The sequence below is a fragment of the Cupriavidus sp. CuC1 genome, from assembly GCF_044627735.1.
GTDB classification, from domain to species: domain Bacteria; phylum Pseudomonadota; class Gammaproteobacteria; order Burkholderiales; family Burkholderiaceae; genus Cupriavidus; species Cupriavidus ulmosensis.
The window spans coordinates 1-16,103 of record NZ_JBIUHC010000050.1; the positions used below are offsets into that span (position 1 = coordinate 1).

The window sequence follows — 16,103 nt, forward strand, 5'->3', positions numbered from 1 at the left end:
ATTTCCGAATCCGGCGGCGATCCGAGCCGCTGAATCAGCGAATCGTCCCCAAAGTGGTTGTGAAGTGAACAGTATTGCGGCTAGGCCATTTGCAGGCCCGCCGCGATTGCACTCACCCCACGATCAGCGTCAACCCCGCCGGCAGCGACTCGCCAAAGACCCGCCCTTCATCGGCCTCATCGAGCTCCACCGTTTCGCGCACCATATCGATCCAGCTGCGTGGCGCGTTGGCGGCCTCGAGCCGGCTGACCACGCGCATGCGGATCTCCAGCGGCAGGTCCCGCGACCGGTCACCTGTCATGCGCGCGATCTGCACGGCGGCGAACGCGCCCGGCTCGACCTTCTTCCAGTCGAGCACAAGAACCGCTTCCAGCCATTGCGCGGCAACCTCTGGCGCAACGACGCTGTGCGCGCTGCCATAGAAGGGCCGGCGCGCGCCGATGCGGCCCACGGCCCACCAGCTTTGCAGGTTTTCAGAGGGTTTCTTGAGCCGGGCGAGCAGCCACTCGGCGACTTCGATCTTGCGCTCGACGGGCACGCGCTCCAGCGATCCCGCGAGCCGCACCATGTCGGCGTAGCCCGCCTTGGCGGGGCCGGCGGGCCGCTTGTAGCGCGCCGTGCCCGGGGGCTGCAGGTAGAAGGCGATGTCGTCCAGCAAGCGCAGCTGCGCGCTTTCGTCCAGGCCGCCGGCGGTGCGGCGCCACAGCGTCCACCACTCCGACCAGATCTGGCTCTCGTTGACGTACTGGATGCCTTGCTCGAACAACGACCAGAGTTGCCCGGCGCGCCACTCGTCCAGCGGGTAGCCGAACCCCGGGCGCATGCAATAGCCGGCGAGGTTGAGCCAGAGGCGTTCATGCTCTGCCGTGCGGCGACGCCGGCGCGCGCGTTCCCACAGCGTGCCGAACAGGGCGCGCAGCAGCGCGCTGTCCCATTGGTCGCGCGCGCCCAGCAGTTGCTCCAGTTGCGCGCGCAGCCGCTTGACTTCCTTGGGGCCGACGTCTTGCGAGCGGGCGCCAAAGGTGCGGTCGATGCTTTCGACGGCCTGGGCAAGGGCGGGATGCGCCGCGTCCGAAGCCGTGTCTGCCGCGGGCGCATCGGCGCGCAGCTGGAACTCGAGCAGCCAGCGCTGCGAAGGATCGGCGATCTCGCTGCAGTGCACTTCCAGCGTGCCGACTTCGGTGAGCGATGTGGTGAGCTGCACCAGCGTCTCCCTCGCGTCGCTGGCGCCGCGCGGCTGCACCACGGTGGCAATCGGCGGCAGGCGGACGAAATCGCCGCTGGCAAGGTCGGCCAGTTCGCCCGGCTGATAGGGCGTGTCGGCGACGGAGGAGACCAGGTGGAAGCGCACCGGATGCCCGAGGCGCAGGGCAAAGGTGCGGTCCTTGAGATGGATCTCCTGGCCGTCTTCGGTCCCGCGTGGCAACAGGCAAATGCCGCGCTGCGCCTGCGCGGCATCGTCATTGTCCAGGACGAGGAAGTAGCTGCGCGGCGAGCCCCCGCCGATGCGCGGTGCATGCCCGGAGCGGGCGAGCGCGAACGCTACCGCGCCACGGGCGACCGCCACGTCGGGGTTGTCGTTGTGCAGCACATGCAAGGGCGCCTGGCGCCAGGCGCCAAGCGTGCCCGACAAACGTCCCGTCAGCGCCTCGGCGCGGAACACGCCGCCGTTGAGCAGCAAGGTGTCGGGCATCGGCGGCGCGTCATCCGGCGCGTCATCCGGCGCCTCTACTGTGTCCTTTGCGGTCGCTATGCGCGACTGGGCTGCGTGCTGGCCCAGGAAGGCCGCAACGTGCCGGGTGATCGCAGGGTCCGCTGCATAAGGCAGGCCAAATTCGACGATGCCGCCCCGTGAGCGCCCCGGTCTTTCACTCGCTGCAACCGCTGGGAAAAACCCTTCGACGATGATCTGCTCGGTCTCCTGCCGGGTGACTTCGACGGAGCGCGCGCCGCCGATCAGCCGGGCACCCGAACCGAGCAGCGTGATCGTGACCGAGTCCGGCGCCTGCGCGCTGAGCAGTTGCTCCTTGGCGGCGCGGCAGCGCTCGACAAGCTGGGAAAGGCTGCCCGCCGACAAGCGCGAGTGCGCCGTGGCAATGCGCGACTCGACCAGATGCGCCAGGGCGAGATCCATGTTGTCGCCGCCGAGCATCAGGTGATTGCCAACCCCGATCCGGGTCAGCTGCGGCTGGCCGTCCTGAACCTCCACCCTGATCAGGGTCAGGTCGGTGGTGCCGCCGCCCACATCGCAGATCAGCACCAGCCGCGTTTGCGCCAGGTCGGCGGCAAGCGTTTCGCGATGGTGGAACACCCAGTCGTAGAACGCCGCCTGGGGCTCCTCGAGCAGGCGCAGCGCGGGCAGTCCGGCCATCCGCGCGGCTTCCAGCGTGAGGGCGCGCGCGCCTTCATCGAACGAGGCGGGCACGGTGAGCACCACGTCCTGGTCCTCGAGCCGGGCATCCTGAAAACGGTGGTTCCATGCCGCGCGCACATGCGCCAGGTAGCTGGCGCTGGCGGCTACCGGCGAGACCTTGCCGATCTCGTCGGCAGCGCCCCACGGCAGGATCGGCGCAACACGGTCGACCGACGCATGCGAGAGCCAGCTTTTAGCGCTGGCCACCAGCCTGCCCGGCACCTGCGCGCCCAGCGTGCGCGCGAGGCGGCCCACCACGACCTGGCCCGGCGCGGCGCCATCGGCACTGTCAGCCTGCGCGCCTGCTTGCCACGGCAACTGCAGATCGCCCGCGTTAAGCTCTCCCGGCGCGGCGTGGTACCGCACGGACGGCAGCAGCGGGCGCGCGGCGACCTCGCCCAGGCTCACCAGTTGATCGATGTCGAAGACGCGGATGTCCTCCGACCCTGCCTCGCCATAGGCGACGACGGTGTTGCTCGTGCCCAGGTCGATGCCGACGCTATACCGCTTCATGCATGGCACTCAGGCATTCGCGTTGCCGCGCACGTCGAACTCGACCTTCCAGCGCTCGCCCGCTCCGCGCGGGACGGCTTCCAGTTCCAAGGTGCCGGCCTCGGTGACGCGGGCGTGCAGCTTCACCGGCACGACTTCGCCCGGCGTGCGGCCCTCGGGTGGCAGGGTGGCCTGGATTTCATCCAGCTCCTGCAGGTCCTCGGGCCCCCAGAAGTCGAGCAGGGTGCCTACCTGGTCCTGGCGGCGCACCGACGAGCCGAAGAAGCGGAAGTGCACGGGTTCGCCGACCACGAGCCCGAATTCCTGCTCCGGCAACGGCGCCTCGGTCCCTTCTTCCATGCCGAAGGGCGCCACGCATAGCGCCTGTATGGGAGGCTCGAAGCCAGGGATGGCGGGCATCGCCGATTCCACTGCAATGTAGTAGGCACGCGCGGTGCCGCCGCGAATGCGCACGCCCTTGCCGCGCCGCACGTAGCCGTAGTACGCGGCGCCGCGCGCCACGGCCAGGTCCAGGTCGGCGCCTTCGAGCAGGCGCGCGGGGGCCGCGCCTTCCGCGGCGAGCCAGCCGTTGAGCGTCTGCAGGATGCGCTCGACCAGCAGGGCGGACTTGAACACGCCGCCATTGAACAGCACGGCCGTGGGATGCAGGAAGGTCGCGCCCTGCGCCGGCGTGCCGGCCAGGCCTTCTATCTCCGCCAGCGCCGCCACCTGGCGGCCCAGGAACGCCGCCAGATGCCGCGTGATGGCCGGATCCTGCGCGTAGGGCAGGCCGAGTTGCGTCAGCCCGGCGCGTGCCCGGCTCACCGGGCGCGCCGAGCCATCCACCTGCGGGAAAAAGCCTTCCAGGATGATCTGGGTGAGCTCGGCGCGGGTCAGCTCGGTGCGGATCGAGCCGCCGATGAGCTTGGAGCCGCGGCTCGGCACGACCAGCGGCACGGCTTCCGTGGTCGGGTCGCTGAGCAGGGTTTCCTTGGCGCTGCGGCAGGCATAGGTGAGCGCGCGCAGTTGCCACGGATCGGCCTGCGTGCCCTGGGCCGCGAGCTTGCGCGCCACCACGTGGGCCAGCGCCAGATCCATGTTGTCCCCGCCCAGCAGGATGTGCTCGCCCACGGCGATGCGGTGCAGTTCCAGGTTGCCCTCGCGCTCGATCACGGCGATCAGCGAGAGATCGGTGGTGCCGCCGCCCACGTCGACGACCAGGATGATGTCGCCCACCTTGACCTGCTTGCGCCACTGGCCGCCGCTCTTCTGGATCCAGCTATAGAGCGCCGCCTGGGGCTCCTCCAGCAGGGTCATGTGCGCATAGCCCGCGGTTTGCGCAGCCTCTGCCGTCAGTTCCCGCGCTGCCGGATCGAACGAGGCGGGAATGGTGACGGTGATTTCCTGCTCGCCGAACGGCGCGTCGGGATGCGCGTGGTCCCATGCTTCGCGCAGGTGCGAGAGATAGCGTACGGAAGTATCGAGCGGCGACACGCGCGGCACTTCCGCCGGCGCGTCGTTCGGCAGGATCGCCGCGCGACGGTCTACCCCGGGGTGGCACAGCCAGCTCTTCGCGCTAGAGACGAGGCGGATCGGCGTGGCCGCGCCACGGCTGCGCGCCAGCTCGCCCACGGCGAAGTCGCGCGCGGCGTTCCACGGCAGGGCCAGGTCGTCCGGGGCCAGCTCGCTCGGATGCGGCAGGTACAAAAACGACGGCAACAGGTCGAGTTCTTCGATAGCGCCGGGTGCGGTGAGCTGCGTGACGCCCAGGACGCCCTGGGCGGTTTTCTCGCCGTCACTGGCGGTGAGGTCGACGTAGGAGAGGGCGCAATGCGTGGTGCCCAGGTCGATGCCGATCGAGTAGCGCGGGTCGCTCATAGCTCGACCTCGGCCGGGGCGATCACGGTGGCGTCATGGCGTTCCGCCAGCCGGGGCAGGCGGACTTCCGCCACGCGCCAGCCACGGTGGCTGATGTTGCCGTTGAACGGCGCGCTGCCGACCACATTGCCGGTCAGGCGGATCGCGGTGGCGTCGAACCCGTCGGGCACCGTCACGCGGCTGCCTTCGGCTTCCTCGCGCACGGGCCGGATGGTGAAATGCTCGCGCAGCACGGCGCGGCAGCCGTCATGCACCAGCCGGGCGGCGGCGCCGATTTCCGTGTCGGAATAGCCGGCGATGTCTTCCTCGACAAAGTCGATGAAGCGCGCGTCGCGCTGGAGCAGGCCCAGCAGCTGGAGCGCGGCCTCCGGGCTCGCCTCCTTCAGCGTGCGGGGGGCGGGTGCTGCCTGTGGCGCGGGCGCAGCCACTGGAGCGGCGGCGGGAGCAGCGACGGGGGCCGTGCCGTCACGCAGGCGCCGCACGCCGGCAGCAAGCTCGCGGTCGCCCAGGATGTTGAAAAACGTGCCCACGGCAAGCGAAATCCTGCCGAGGAAAGACATGTTCGAGTCGGTCATCAATGGCTCCAGATGTGCTCTGTTGAAGGACGAGCTGTCCCCTGTCGATGCCGTACAGCGCCCCCGTTGCCACTGCGCCAAGCGCTTGCCGGAAGGCAACGGTGCGGCGCGCGGAGGTGCGGGACGGGTGTCGGCATCTTGTTCTTTGGGCCCGGTCGGGCCGCTCAAGGCGGTATTTTGCCCTAAGGCGCCCATCAGCCGGTCATTGCGGCGCTGCAAAGCAGCCACGACTCTCCCTTACACATGACGCCGGAGTAGCCTTTAATAGAAAAGAGGCCCGTTACGATCTGCATTGGAGCTGGGATGAAAGCGCTTTCCACCAAGGAACGGACGCGCAGGCGCCCGTCCGACCGGGTACTGAACGTTCTCTCGGCGCTGGTCGGCCTCGTTACCCTCGCGGCCGGCATCGCCTTGCTTATCTACAAGTGGCGCGTAGATCTCGAAGTACCTTACTTTGCGATTCCGCTGGTACTCACCGTGCCTGTGATCGCCGCCGCTGCCTTTCGCTGTTTCTGGGACTAGCGGAGTGCCGTTTTGTGCCCGTTAGCCGGCTTTAGGCGCAGTTAGGCGCGTTGGCCCGCCAGATGGGCGTAGCGAAGGGGCAGATGCTGCGCCGCGCCGCCTCGCGCACACTCCGCGCACCGCCACCCTTGCGCCCACGCAAAACTTGCGTTTTGCGATGGCGAAGCAAAAACCCCGTGTGGTTCAGACCCCCCCTGGAGAAAATTCAGGCAAAATTCGGGCATTCCTGCCGGGCTGTGACCCAGCCGGTGGCGTTCTCCAACCTATTTCTTGATCCTGAGATAAGCAATGAGTACCCAGCAACCCACCATCATCTACACGCTGACCGACGAAGCTCCGCTGCTGGCGACCAGTGCCTTTTTGCCCATCATCCGCACCTTCACCGCCCCGGCCGGCATCAACGTGACGACCAGCGACATCTCGGTGGCGGGCCGTATCCTGGGCGAATTTCCCGAATTCCTGACCGAGGCACAACGCGTGCCCGACAACCTGGCCGAGCTGGGCCGACTGACCCTGCTGCCCGACACCAATATCATCAAGCTGCCCAACATCAGCGCCTCCGTGCACCAGCTGGTCAGCGCGATCAAGGAACTGCAGGCCAAGGGCTACAAGGTCCCGGACTTCCCGGAAGACCCGAAGACCGATGCCGAGAAGGCCATCCGCCAGCGCTATTCCAAGTGCCTGGGCAGCGCCGTGAACCCGGTCCTGCGCGAAGGCAACTCGGACCGCCGCGCGCCTGCCGCCGTCAAGAACTACGCCCGCAAGAACCCGCACAGCATGGGTGAGTGGAGCATGGCGTCGCGCACCCACGTGGCGCACATGAAGCACGGCGACTTCTATCACGGCGAAAAGTCCATGACCCTGGACCGCGCACGCGACGTCAAGATGGAGCTGGTCACCAAGAGCGGCAAGACCATCGTGCTCAAGCCGAAGGTGTCGCTGCTGGACGGCGAGATCATCGACAGCATGTTCATGAGCAAGAAGGCGCTGTGCGACTTCTACGAAGAGCAGATGGAAGACGCGCGCAAGACCGGCGTGATGCTGTCGCTGCACGTGAAGGCCACGATGATGAAGGTCTCGCACCCCATCGTGTTCGGCCACGCCGTGAAGATCTTCTACAAGGAAGCCTTCGAGAAGCACAGCAAGCTGTTCGACGAACTGGGCGTGAACGTCAACAACGGCCTGGTCAACCTGTACGACAAGCTGGAAAGCCTGCCGAGCTCCAAGCGCGAAGAAATCATCCGCGACATGCACGCTTGCCACGAGCACCGTCCCGAGCTGGCGATGGTGGATTCGGCCAAGGGCATCTCCAACCTGCACGCGCCCAACGACGTGATCGTGGACGCCTCGATGCCGGCCATGATCCGCATCGGCGGCAAGATGTGGGGCGCCGACGGCCGTCCGAAGGACACCAAGGCCGTGATCCCGGAGAGCACGTTTGCCCGCATCTACCAGGAAATCATCAACTTCTGCAAGACCAACGGCAACTTCGACCCGGTCACCATGGGCACCGTGCCCAACGTCGGCCTGATGGCCCAGCAAGCCGAGGAATACGGCTCGCACGACAAGACCTTTGAAGTGCCCGAAGCCGGCGAAGCCCGCATCGTCGACATCGCCACCGGCGAAGTGCTGCTGGTGCAGAACGTGGAAGAAGGCGACATCTGGCGCATGTGCCAGGTCAAGGACGCGCCGATCCGCGACTGGGTCAAGCTGGCCGTCACGCGTGCGCGCAACTCCGGCATGCCCGCCATTTTCTGGCTGGACCCGTACCGCCCGCACGAAGCCGAAATGATCAAGAAGGTCGAGACCTACCTGAAGGATCACGACACCACCGGCCTGGACATCCAGATCATGTCGCAAGTGCGCGCCATGCGTTACACGCTGGAGCGCGTGATCCGCGGCCTGGACACCATCTCGGTGACCGGCAACATCCTGCGCGACTACCTGACCGACCTGTTCCCGATCATGGAACTGGGCACCAGCGCCAAGATGCTCTCGATCGTCCCGCTGATGGCCGGCGGCGGCATGTACGAAACCGGCGCGGGCGGCTCGGCTCCGAAGCACGTCAAGCAGCTGGTGGAAGAAAACCACCTGCGCTGGGATTCGCTGGGTGAATTCCTGGCTCTCGCCGTGTCGCTGGAAGAACTCGGCATCAAGACCAGCAACGAAAAGGCCAAGATCCTGGCCAAGACGCTGGACGCCGCCACGGGCAAGCTGCTGGACAACAACAAGAACCCGTCGCCCAAGACCGGTCAGCTGGACAACCGCGGCAGCCAGTTCTACCTGGCCATGTACTGGGCCCGGGAGCTGGCGGCACAGACCGACGACGCCGCCCTGGCAGCGCAGTTCGCGCCGCTGGCCAAGCAACTGACCGACAACGAGCAGGTCATCGTTGGCGAGCTGTCGGCCGTGCAAGGCAAGGAAGCCGATATCGGTGGCTACTACAAGCCCGACTTCGCCAAGCTGGACATCGTGATGCGCCCCAGCAAGACGCTGAACGCCGCGCTGGCCGCCATCAAGGCTTAATCGATGCAAGCCTGGCCGCCCTGTTTCGCAGGGCGGCCGTCGGCGGCTGCCACGCCTTGGGAAAGGCGAGCCGCCACGGGAGCCCCCGGTACCCGGTAACAGGTACTCGGGGCTCCTGCTATTCCAGCTTGACCCTGCCGTCCTTTGCGAGCCGACGATATTGCGTTATCTCGCCCTGCACGCGCCGGCGGAAATCCTCCGCGTTGCCGCGCATGACCCTGATCGACTGCCGCTGGAACGCCGCTTCCACGGAAGGGTCCAGAAGCACCGCCTGCAACTCCTTTTCCAGCCGTTCCACCACCGCTTGCGGGGTGGCGCGCGGCGCGGCAATCCCGAACCAGAAAGCATTGCTGGGCATGGCGATGCCGATCTCGGCAAAGGTTGGCACAGCCGGATACTGCGGGGAGCGCGTCCCGGCACTGATCGCCAGCGGGCGCAACTTGCCCGACTCGAGGTAAGGCCGGGCAACGGCGATGGGGTCGAGACTCAGGTCGATCTGCCCGCCGATGACGTCGGCGAGGATCTGTGGGCTGCCGCGATAAGACACGGGGGTGATGTCCGCATGCAAGTCGGCCTCGATCATGGCGCCCACGATGTTTTGCGCGGTGCCCGGGCCGGTGGTGCCATAGGTGACGGCGCCCGGATGGGCGCTTGCACGCGCCAGTATGTCCGTGAACGACTTGATGCCAGAGTCCGCACGGGTGGAGAGCATCACCGGAGCCTCCGCGATGATGCCGATCGGCGCCCAGGCGCCTTGCGCCGGGATGGGCAGGCCGGTGCGCAGCGCAGGAAGCATGCTGAACGTGGTGGAACTGGCGAGGAGCAGCGTGTATCCGTCGGCGGGCGCCTTGGCGACCTGCTCGGCGGCGATCATCGTGGCGGCGCCCGGCCGGTTGTCGACCACCACCGGTTGGCCCAGGCGCGTGTTCAGCTTGTCGGCAATCACGCGGGCAATGATGTCGGTGGTGCCGCCCGCCGTGAAGGGGATCACCAGGTGAACGGTCCGCTGTGGGAATTCTTCTGGGACGGCCTGGGGGTTGGGCACCGTGGCCGCCACCAGCATGGAACTGGTGATCAGGCGGCGCAGCGGGTCTAGCGAAAAAAGGAAATCCATGGGCAGGTCAAGTGGCGTCGGGTAGCAGCACCTGCAGGCTGGCGTAAGCAGATAAAGACACCTTGAGCACAAAAAGGAGCTCGGATGTCGGGACTAGATGGCTTTGCCGAGCCATCGCGTTGATTCTACGCCAGATGGTGCGCCGCAGCATGCGTGGTTGGGCGTGCTGTTGGTTGCACTAATCATTTTTCGTGCCATATAATGCGAACCATTCTCATTTAAGTTTGGCCGTGCCAGACACTTCACTACTAGCAAGGGAAGCGATGGCCGCCGCAGAATCCGCGTTACAGCAGCATGTCCATGCCCTCTACAGCGATCACCATCGCTGGCTGCAGGGATGGTTGCGGCGCCAGCTCGGCAACGCGTTTGACGCCGCCGACCTGGCGCAGGATGTGTTTCTCCGCTTGCTCCACCGCGAGCCGTGCGATATCCGGGAGCCGCGCACCTACCTGAGCACCATCGCGCGCGGCCTGGTCATCGAGCACTGGCGCCGCCGGGAGCTTGAGCTGGCCTGGCTGGAGACATTGGCGCAGCTGCCCGCGCCGCAGGCACCGTCGCCCGAGAGCCGTCTGCTCTTCCTGGAAACCCTGATCGCCATCGACCGCATCCTGGATGCGCTGAAGCCGCAGGTGCGCAAGGCATTCCTGTGGGCACAGCTCGAAGGCCTCACCTGCCGGCAGATCGCGGAGCGCCTCGGCGTGTCGCTGGCTACCGCCGAGCGCTATGTCGCGGCGGCGCTGCGCCATTGCTACAGCTTGCGCTTCGGTGGTTGATGCCCGTGAGTGATTCTGCGCTCTGCGACCCAACGGCTACGCCGGGGCCGGAAACCCCGATTCCAGCGCGCATCGTCGACCAGGCCATCAGCTGGACGGTCAAGCTCGACTTCGGCGAGGCCAGCGCCAGCACGCGCAAGGTATTCGCCCAATGGCGCGACGCCAACCCGCTGCATGCGCTTGCCTGGCAGCGCGTGCAGGCACTGCGCGAAGATTTCTCCGCCATGCCGCCGGCGCTGGCGCTGCGTACCCTGCAGGCTGCCGACGCCCGGCGCGGCGCGGGCGGGCTCAAGCGCAGGCAGGTGCTCAAGGTGCTGGCGCTGGCCGGCATCTCGGTGGTCACGGCGGCGAGCGTGCGCGATCTGGCGCCATGGCAGCGCCTGGTAGCCGACGCGAGCACGGCCACCGGCGAGCAGCGCACCGTGCGCCTGATGGATGGCAGCACCATTGTGCTCAACACCGATTGCGCCATCAGTACCGGTCTTGGCAATGAGCGCCGCGTGGTCACGCTGCGGCGCGGGGAGATCCTGGTGACCACGGGCCATGACGATGGCTTTGCTGCCAGCAGTGGCACGGTGCGCCCGTTCTGGGTGCAGACGCCGTTCGGCAGCCTGCGTGCGCTGGGCACGCGCTTTGTGGTGCGGATCGAGGACGAACGCGCGCGCGTCAGCGTGCAGGAGGGCGCGGTCGAGTTGCATCCGGCGGCGGGCGGGGCTAGCGATGTGGCCCGTGCGGGAACGACCTGGTGGCTCGCCAAGGGCAGCAGCATGCCGGCGCCGCCGCTGCCGTTCGAGGCCCACGGCTGGGCCGACGGCGTCATCGCGGGCAAGGACATGCGGCTGGCGGACGTGCTGGCCGAGCTGTCGCGCTACCGCACCGGCCACATTGCCTGTGATCCGCGCGTGGCGGATTTGCGTATCTCCGGCGCCTATCACGTGCGCGACACCGATCGGGTGCTGCGCTTCCTGATGCAGGCGCAGCCCATCACCGTCGTCTATCGCACGCGCTTCTGGGTCTCGGTGGGTCCGGCCGGAGGAAGCTGACCCGATGCCAGCCACGCCCGGAAAGAAATTTGAAAAAGATTGAGGGGATTTCGATTCTCGACCGGCCTACAGCGTAGGAACTCAAATTAAACGCTGCCGGAGAAAGGAATCATGTCTGTCACTCGTTATGCCACTGCCATCGCCGCTGCGCGCCCACCCCGACCCAAGCCGTTCGCGCTCGCCTTGCACCAAGCCATGGTCTGCCTTGCCATGGGCGCAACCGTGGCGCCGCTTGCCGTGAACGCGCAATCGCAGCCAGCCGCGGCGGACGCCGCGCCGACGCTGCCGGCGGTGACGGTCACCGCCGGCGCCGAGGCGCCGGGCGAGCCGCCGCAGCCCTACGCGGGTGGCCAGGTGGCGCGCGGCGGCCGCCTGGGGCTGCTGGGCAACAAGGGCGTCATGGACACGCCGTTCGCCGTCACCAACTACACCGCGCAGCGCCTGGAGGACCAGCAGGCCACCACGCTGGCCGAAGTCCTGAACAGCGATCCGTCCACGCGCTTCACCGGCCAGGTCGGCGGCGTGACCGACTCCTTCTATATTCGCGGCTTCCCGATCAACGAGGGCAACCTGTCAGAGATCGCGTTTGACGGCGTGTACGGCGTGTCGCCTAACTACCATCTGTTTACCGAATACCTGGAGCGGGTCGAAGTGTTGAAGGGGCCGGCCGCCTTGCTGTACGGCATGTCGCCGAACAGCGGCGTCGGCGGCGTGGTCAATGTCGTGCCCAAGCGCGCGCTGGCGACGGACCTGACGCGTTTCACGCTCGACTATGCGTCCGACGCGCAGGTGGGCGGCGCTGTCGACCTGAGCCGCCGTTTCGGTGAAGACCGGGAGTGGGGCATTCGTTTCAACGGCCTGCATCGGCAGGGGCCGACGGCGCTCGACAACCAGAAGTCGCGCGCCGAGGTGGCCGCGCTGTCGCTCGACTACCGCGGCGAGCGCCTGCGGGCGTCGCTCGACCTGATCGAGCAATACCAGTGGGTGGATGCGCCCACGCGGCCGTTCCTGGTCGCAAGTGGGGTGCAGGTACCGTCGGCGCCGGACGGCCGGCGCAATGTCAGCCAGCCCTGGGGCTGGTGGAAGTCCAACGATGTCTCGACGCTGCTGCACGCGGAATACGACCTCACCGACAATGTGACGGTATTTGCCGATGCCGGCGGTACCCGCTCCGACGTGGCTCGCTTGTCCGACCAGACACCAACCATCCTGAATTCGGCCGGCGCCACCTCGTCGGCCGTGCAGAACTGGAAGTTCCAGGTCAACCGATCGAGCTTCGATACCGGCGTCAGGAGCAAGTTCGAGACCGGCCCGGTCAAGCACGCGCTGGCGCTGCAGGCGAACCTGTACATGGACCGTTTCGCCAGTGCGAACGTGTCCGGCACGCCTGTCACGTCCAATATCTATGCCCCCACCGACCGGCCGCAGCAGAACATCGCCGCGCCGCAAAGCGTGCCGAAGGTGTCCGACTCCACGCTGTCGGGCCTGTCGCTGGCCGACACCTTGAGCGTGCTGGACGACCGCTTGCAGTTCACCCTTGGCCTGCGCTACCAGCAGGTCAAGTCGAGCAACTACGCTGCCACCGGCGCGAAAACCGCTTCGTACGACGAAAGCGCCGTCACGCCGCTGGCGGGCATCGTCTTCAAGCCGTGGCACAACGTGTCGCTCTATGCCAACTACGTGGAAGGGCTCAGCAAGGGGGACATCGCGCCGGCCATCGCGTCGAATGCGGGGCAGGTCTTTGCGCCGTACAAGACCAAGCAGCAGGAGGTGGGCGTCAAGCTCGAGTCGGGCAAGGTGATGGCGACCCTGGCCGCCTTCCGCATGACCAAGCCCAGCGGCCAGCTGTTCGGGACGGTCTACGCCATCGAGAGCGAGCAGCGCAACCAGGGGCTGGAGCTGACCGTGTCGGGCCAGGCCTACAAGGGCGTGCGCCTGCTAGGTGGGCTGACCCTGCTTGACGGCGAGCTGACCAAGACCAACAGCGCGGCCACGCGTGGCAACCGCCCCGTGGGCGTGCCTACCGTCATGGCCAACCTTGGCGGCGAGTGGGACCTGCCGTGGGTCCCGGGCCTGACGCTGACCAGCGCGGTCAACTACACGGGCCGCGAGTACGTCAACCAGGCGAACACGCAGCAGGTGCCATCGTGGACAACGGTCGATCTCGGCGCGCGCTACAAGACGTCGGTGTACGGCAAGTCCACGACGTTCCGGGCGGGTTTGTTCAATGCGTTCAACCGGAAGTACTGGTCCGGGGTGGCATCGTACGGCACGATCTCGCTGGGTGCGCCGCGGACCTTCATGGCTTCCATGAGCGTGGACTTCTAAGCATTGACCGCACGACGCCGCGCGCTTGGCAGCGCCTTCGCTTGTCTTGCCCTGGGCTTGGGCGTGGCGCCGGATCCGGTGCTCGCCCAGGCGAGCCCGAGGGGGAGCCAGATGGCGAGCGCAGGCCAGGCGCGGATGTTCGCCATCGCGCCTGGCCCGCTCTACGCGGTCCTCAATCGTTTCGCCAGTGCCGGCGGCATTGATCTTTCCTATGATGCCGCGCTGCTCGGCAACGCCCAAAGCCCGGGATTGAATGGCAGCTATACGGTGCCGGATGGGCTGAGGGCGCTGTTGGCGGGCAGCGGGCTGGAAGCGGTGGAACTGCCGGGAGGCGGATTCACATTGCGCAAGGCTCAGGCTGTCCCTGGCATGCAAGCCGCGCCATTGTTGCCCACGGTGACGATCTTCGGGGCGGCAGCGGCTGCGAGCGAGCTGCCCCCGGCCCTTGCCGGCGAGCAGGTCGCGCGCGGCGCCAGGCTGGGCTTGCTTGGCAACACCGACATCATGGATACGCCGTTCAGCGTCACCAGCTACACCGCCAAGGCAATCGAGGACCAGCAGGCGCGCACGGTCGGCGATATGTTGGCCGTTGATTCGTCCGTGCGCTACGTCAGCCAGCCTGGCGGCATCCTGGACGCCTTCACGATCCGTGGCTTTCCCGTTGGCAATGGCAACTTCGGGGAGATTGCCTTCGACGGCATGTATGGCGTGGCCTCCAACTACCGGGTATCGACCGGCTATATCGAACGGATCGAGCTGATCAAGGGCCCGACCGCCATGCTGGTCGGCATGGCGCCCAGCGGCAGTGTCGGCGGTGGCATCAATATCGTTCCCAAGCGGGCGACCGGTCCCGACCTGACCCAGGTCAGCGCCGACTATGCCGTGTCATCGCAGCTTGGTGGCAACCTTGACGTGAGCCGGCGGTTTGGGGCGGAGCGCCAGTTTGGCATTCGCTTCAATGGCAACTACCGGGCGGGCGACACCAACCTGGACAACCAGTCGCGCAACGCCGGCGCCGGCGCGCTGGCGCTGGACTACCAGGGCGAGCGCCTGCGCGCAACGCTGGATTTCATCGGCCAGCAGGAGAAGATCACGGCGCCATCGCGCCTCTTGCACATCGTTGCCGGCATCAAGGTACCCGATGCGCCCAACGGACGGCGCAATATCTCGCAGCCCTGGGAAAACTCCAGTATCCGCGACCAGTGCCTGCTGGTGCGGGCGGAATACGACATCAGCGACAAGCTCACCTGGTTCATCGCCGGCGGCGGCGGCCGTACCCGGGTGGCCCGGCTCTTTGCCATCACGCCCACCATCATCAACGAGGCCGGCGATATTGCCGTGCTGGACTCGAACTACAAGTTCAACGTAGCCCGCGCCACCGTGGATACGGGCCTGCGCGCCCGCTTCGACACCGGGGCGGTGGGCCATAGCCTGAGCTTCCTCGTCAGTGACTATCGGGACCAGCTGGCGCGCAGCTTCAACAACGCCACGACCACCTCGCTGACAAACCTCTACCAGCCCGTGGCGCTGCCTGCGCAGTCCATCGAGGAGCCTGTCAGCGTGCCGAAGGTTTCCCGGACGCGGCTGTCCGGCGTGGCCCTGGCCGATACGCTGTCGATGCTGGACAAGCGCGTGGAGCTGACGCTGGGCCTGCGCCATCAGCAGGTCAGGTCAAACAATTTCAGTGCCAACGGCGCTATCGCTTCGCGCTACGACCAGGGCGCCTGGACGCCGATGCTCGGCCTGGTGGTAAAGCCCTGGCAACACGTCACGCTGTATGCCAACCGAGCCGAAGGGCTGAGCAAGGGCGACACCGCCCCCGGCAACGCCAGCAATGCCGGCGAGGTATTCGCACCCTACAAGTCAACGCAGCTTGAGTTTGGCGTGAAGGTCGAGCAGGGCGGGATGATGGCGACCATCAGCGCATTCCAGATCGCCAAGGCGAGCGGCCAGATGTCCGGGACGCTGTTCGCCGCGGACGGCGAGCAGCGCAATCGCGGGCTGGAGTTTGGGCTGTACGGGGAGGTGGCGGCCGGGGTGCGGCTGCTGGCCAGCGCCACCGTGCTCGATGCCAGGGTTATCCGCAGCGGCGACCCCGGTTTGGCAGGCAAGACCGCCGTCGGCGCGCCGACGCTGCAAGCCAATCTGGGCGCCGAATGGGATGCCGGCTTCGCGCCCGGCCTGACGCTGGCCGGCAGCCTGGTCTACACGGGCCGGCAATATGTCGACCAGGCCAATACGCAAAGCATCCCGCACTGGACCCGCGTCGACATCGGTGCGCGGTACCGGACCACCGTGGCGCGCAGGCAGACCACCTTCCGCCTCAATGTCCGCAATGTATTCGACAAGCATGACTGGGCGGCGGTCGATGCCTACGGCGGGCTGGCGCAAGCCGAGCCGCGCACGCTGCTGCTTTCGGCGACGATGCGCTTCTGAGAG

At 67.0% G+C, this 16,103-nt stretch carries 10 protein-coding genes; 6 read left to right on the forward strand and 4 right to left on the reverse strand.

Going from position 1 to position 16,103, the window contains the following annotated elements:
• Nucleotides 1–112: 112 nt before the first annotated feature.
• The 3 genes from ACGLHR_RS21525 to ACGLHR_RS21535 are packed head-to-tail and all read right to left on the reverse strand — an operon-like array spanning nucleotide 113 to nucleotide 5,358.
• Nucleotides 113–2,926, reverse strand: a complete 2,814-nt coding sequence (locus ACGLHR_RS21525; RefSeq protein WP_400096275.1) for an Hsp70 family protein — start codon at nucleotides 2,924–2,926, stop codon at nucleotides 113–115.
• Nucleotides 2,927–2,935: 9 nt separating this feature from the next.
• Nucleotides 2,936–4,783, reverse strand: coding sequence for an Hsp70 family protein (locus ACGLHR_RS21530; RefSeq protein WP_400096276.1), 1,848 nt, complete (start codon nucleotides 4,781–4,783; stop codon nucleotides 2,936–2,938).
• Nucleotides 4,780–5,358, reverse strand: a complete 579-nt coding sequence (locus tag ACGLHR_RS21535) for a DUF2760 domain-containing protein (RefSeq protein WP_400096277.1) — start codon at nucleotides 5,356–5,358, stop codon at nucleotides 4,780–4,782. Before ACGLHR_RS21535 ends, ACGLHR_RS21530 begins: the two co-directional genes overlap by 4 nt.
• Before the next feature lie 303 nt (nucleotides 5,359–5,661).
• Between ACGLHR_RS21535 and ACGLHR_RS21540 the strand changes: the two genes are divergently transcribed.
• Nucleotides 5,662–5,880 carry a hypothetical protein gene (locus ACGLHR_RS21540; RefSeq protein WP_400096278.1) on the forward strand — a complete coding sequence of 73 codons (219 nt, stop codon included), beginning with the start codon at nucleotides 5,662–5,664 and terminating at the stop codon, nucleotides 5,878–5,880.
• Nucleotides 5,881–6,168: 288 nt separating this feature from the next.
• The gene (locus ACGLHR_RS21545; RefSeq protein ID WP_400096279.1) at nucleotides 6,169–8,406 is read left to right on the forward strand and encodes an NADP-dependent isocitrate dehydrogenase; all 2,238 of its coding nucleotides are present in this window, start codon (nucleotides 6,169–6,171) and stop codon (nucleotides 8,404–8,406) included.
• A gap of 118 nt (nucleotides 8,407–8,524) precedes the next feature.
• Here ACGLHR_RS21545 and ACGLHR_RS21550 read toward each other — a convergent pair whose 3' ends face one another.
• The gene (locus tag ACGLHR_RS21550) at nucleotides 8,525–9,520 is read right to left on the reverse strand and encodes a Bug family tripartite tricarboxylate transporter substrate binding protein (protein ID WP_400096280.1); all 996 of its coding nucleotides are present in this window, start codon (nucleotides 9,518–9,520) and stop codon (nucleotides 8,525–8,527) included.
• Nucleotides 9,521–9,783: 263 nt separating this feature from the next.
• Here ACGLHR_RS21550 and ACGLHR_RS21555 point away from each other — a divergent pair, with 263 nt between their 5' ends.
• From ACGLHR_RS21555 to ACGLHR_RS21570, 4 genes are all read left to right on the forward strand, one after another.
• Nucleotides 9,784–10,293, forward strand: coding sequence for a sigma-70 family RNA polymerase sigma factor (locus ACGLHR_RS21555; RefSeq protein WP_174423586.1), 510 nt, complete (start codon nucleotides 9,784–9,786; stop codon nucleotides 10,291–10,293).
• Nucleotides 10,293–11,336: a FecR domain-containing protein gene (locus ACGLHR_RS21560; protein WP_400096281.1), complete on the forward strand. Its 1,044-nt coding sequence runs from the start codon at nucleotides 10,293–10,295 to the stop codon at nucleotides 11,334–11,336. The genes ACGLHR_RS21555 and ACGLHR_RS21560 overlap by 1 nt, the downstream gene beginning before the upstream one ends.
• 111 nt (nucleotides 11,337–11,447) lie before the next feature.
• On the forward strand, nucleotides 11,448–13,664 hold the full coding sequence (locus ACGLHR_RS21565; protein ID WP_400096282.1) for a TonB-dependent receptor: 2,217 nt from the start codon (nucleotides 11,448–11,450) through the stop codon (nucleotides 13,662–13,664).
• Nucleotides 13,665–13,667: 3 nt separating this feature from the next.
• Nucleotides 13,668–16,100, forward strand: coding sequence for a TonB-dependent siderophore receptor (locus ACGLHR_RS21570; RefSeq protein WP_400096283.1), 2,433 nt, complete (start codon nucleotides 13,668–13,670; stop codon nucleotides 16,098–16,100).
• Nucleotides 16,101–16,103 lie beyond the last annotated feature (3 nt).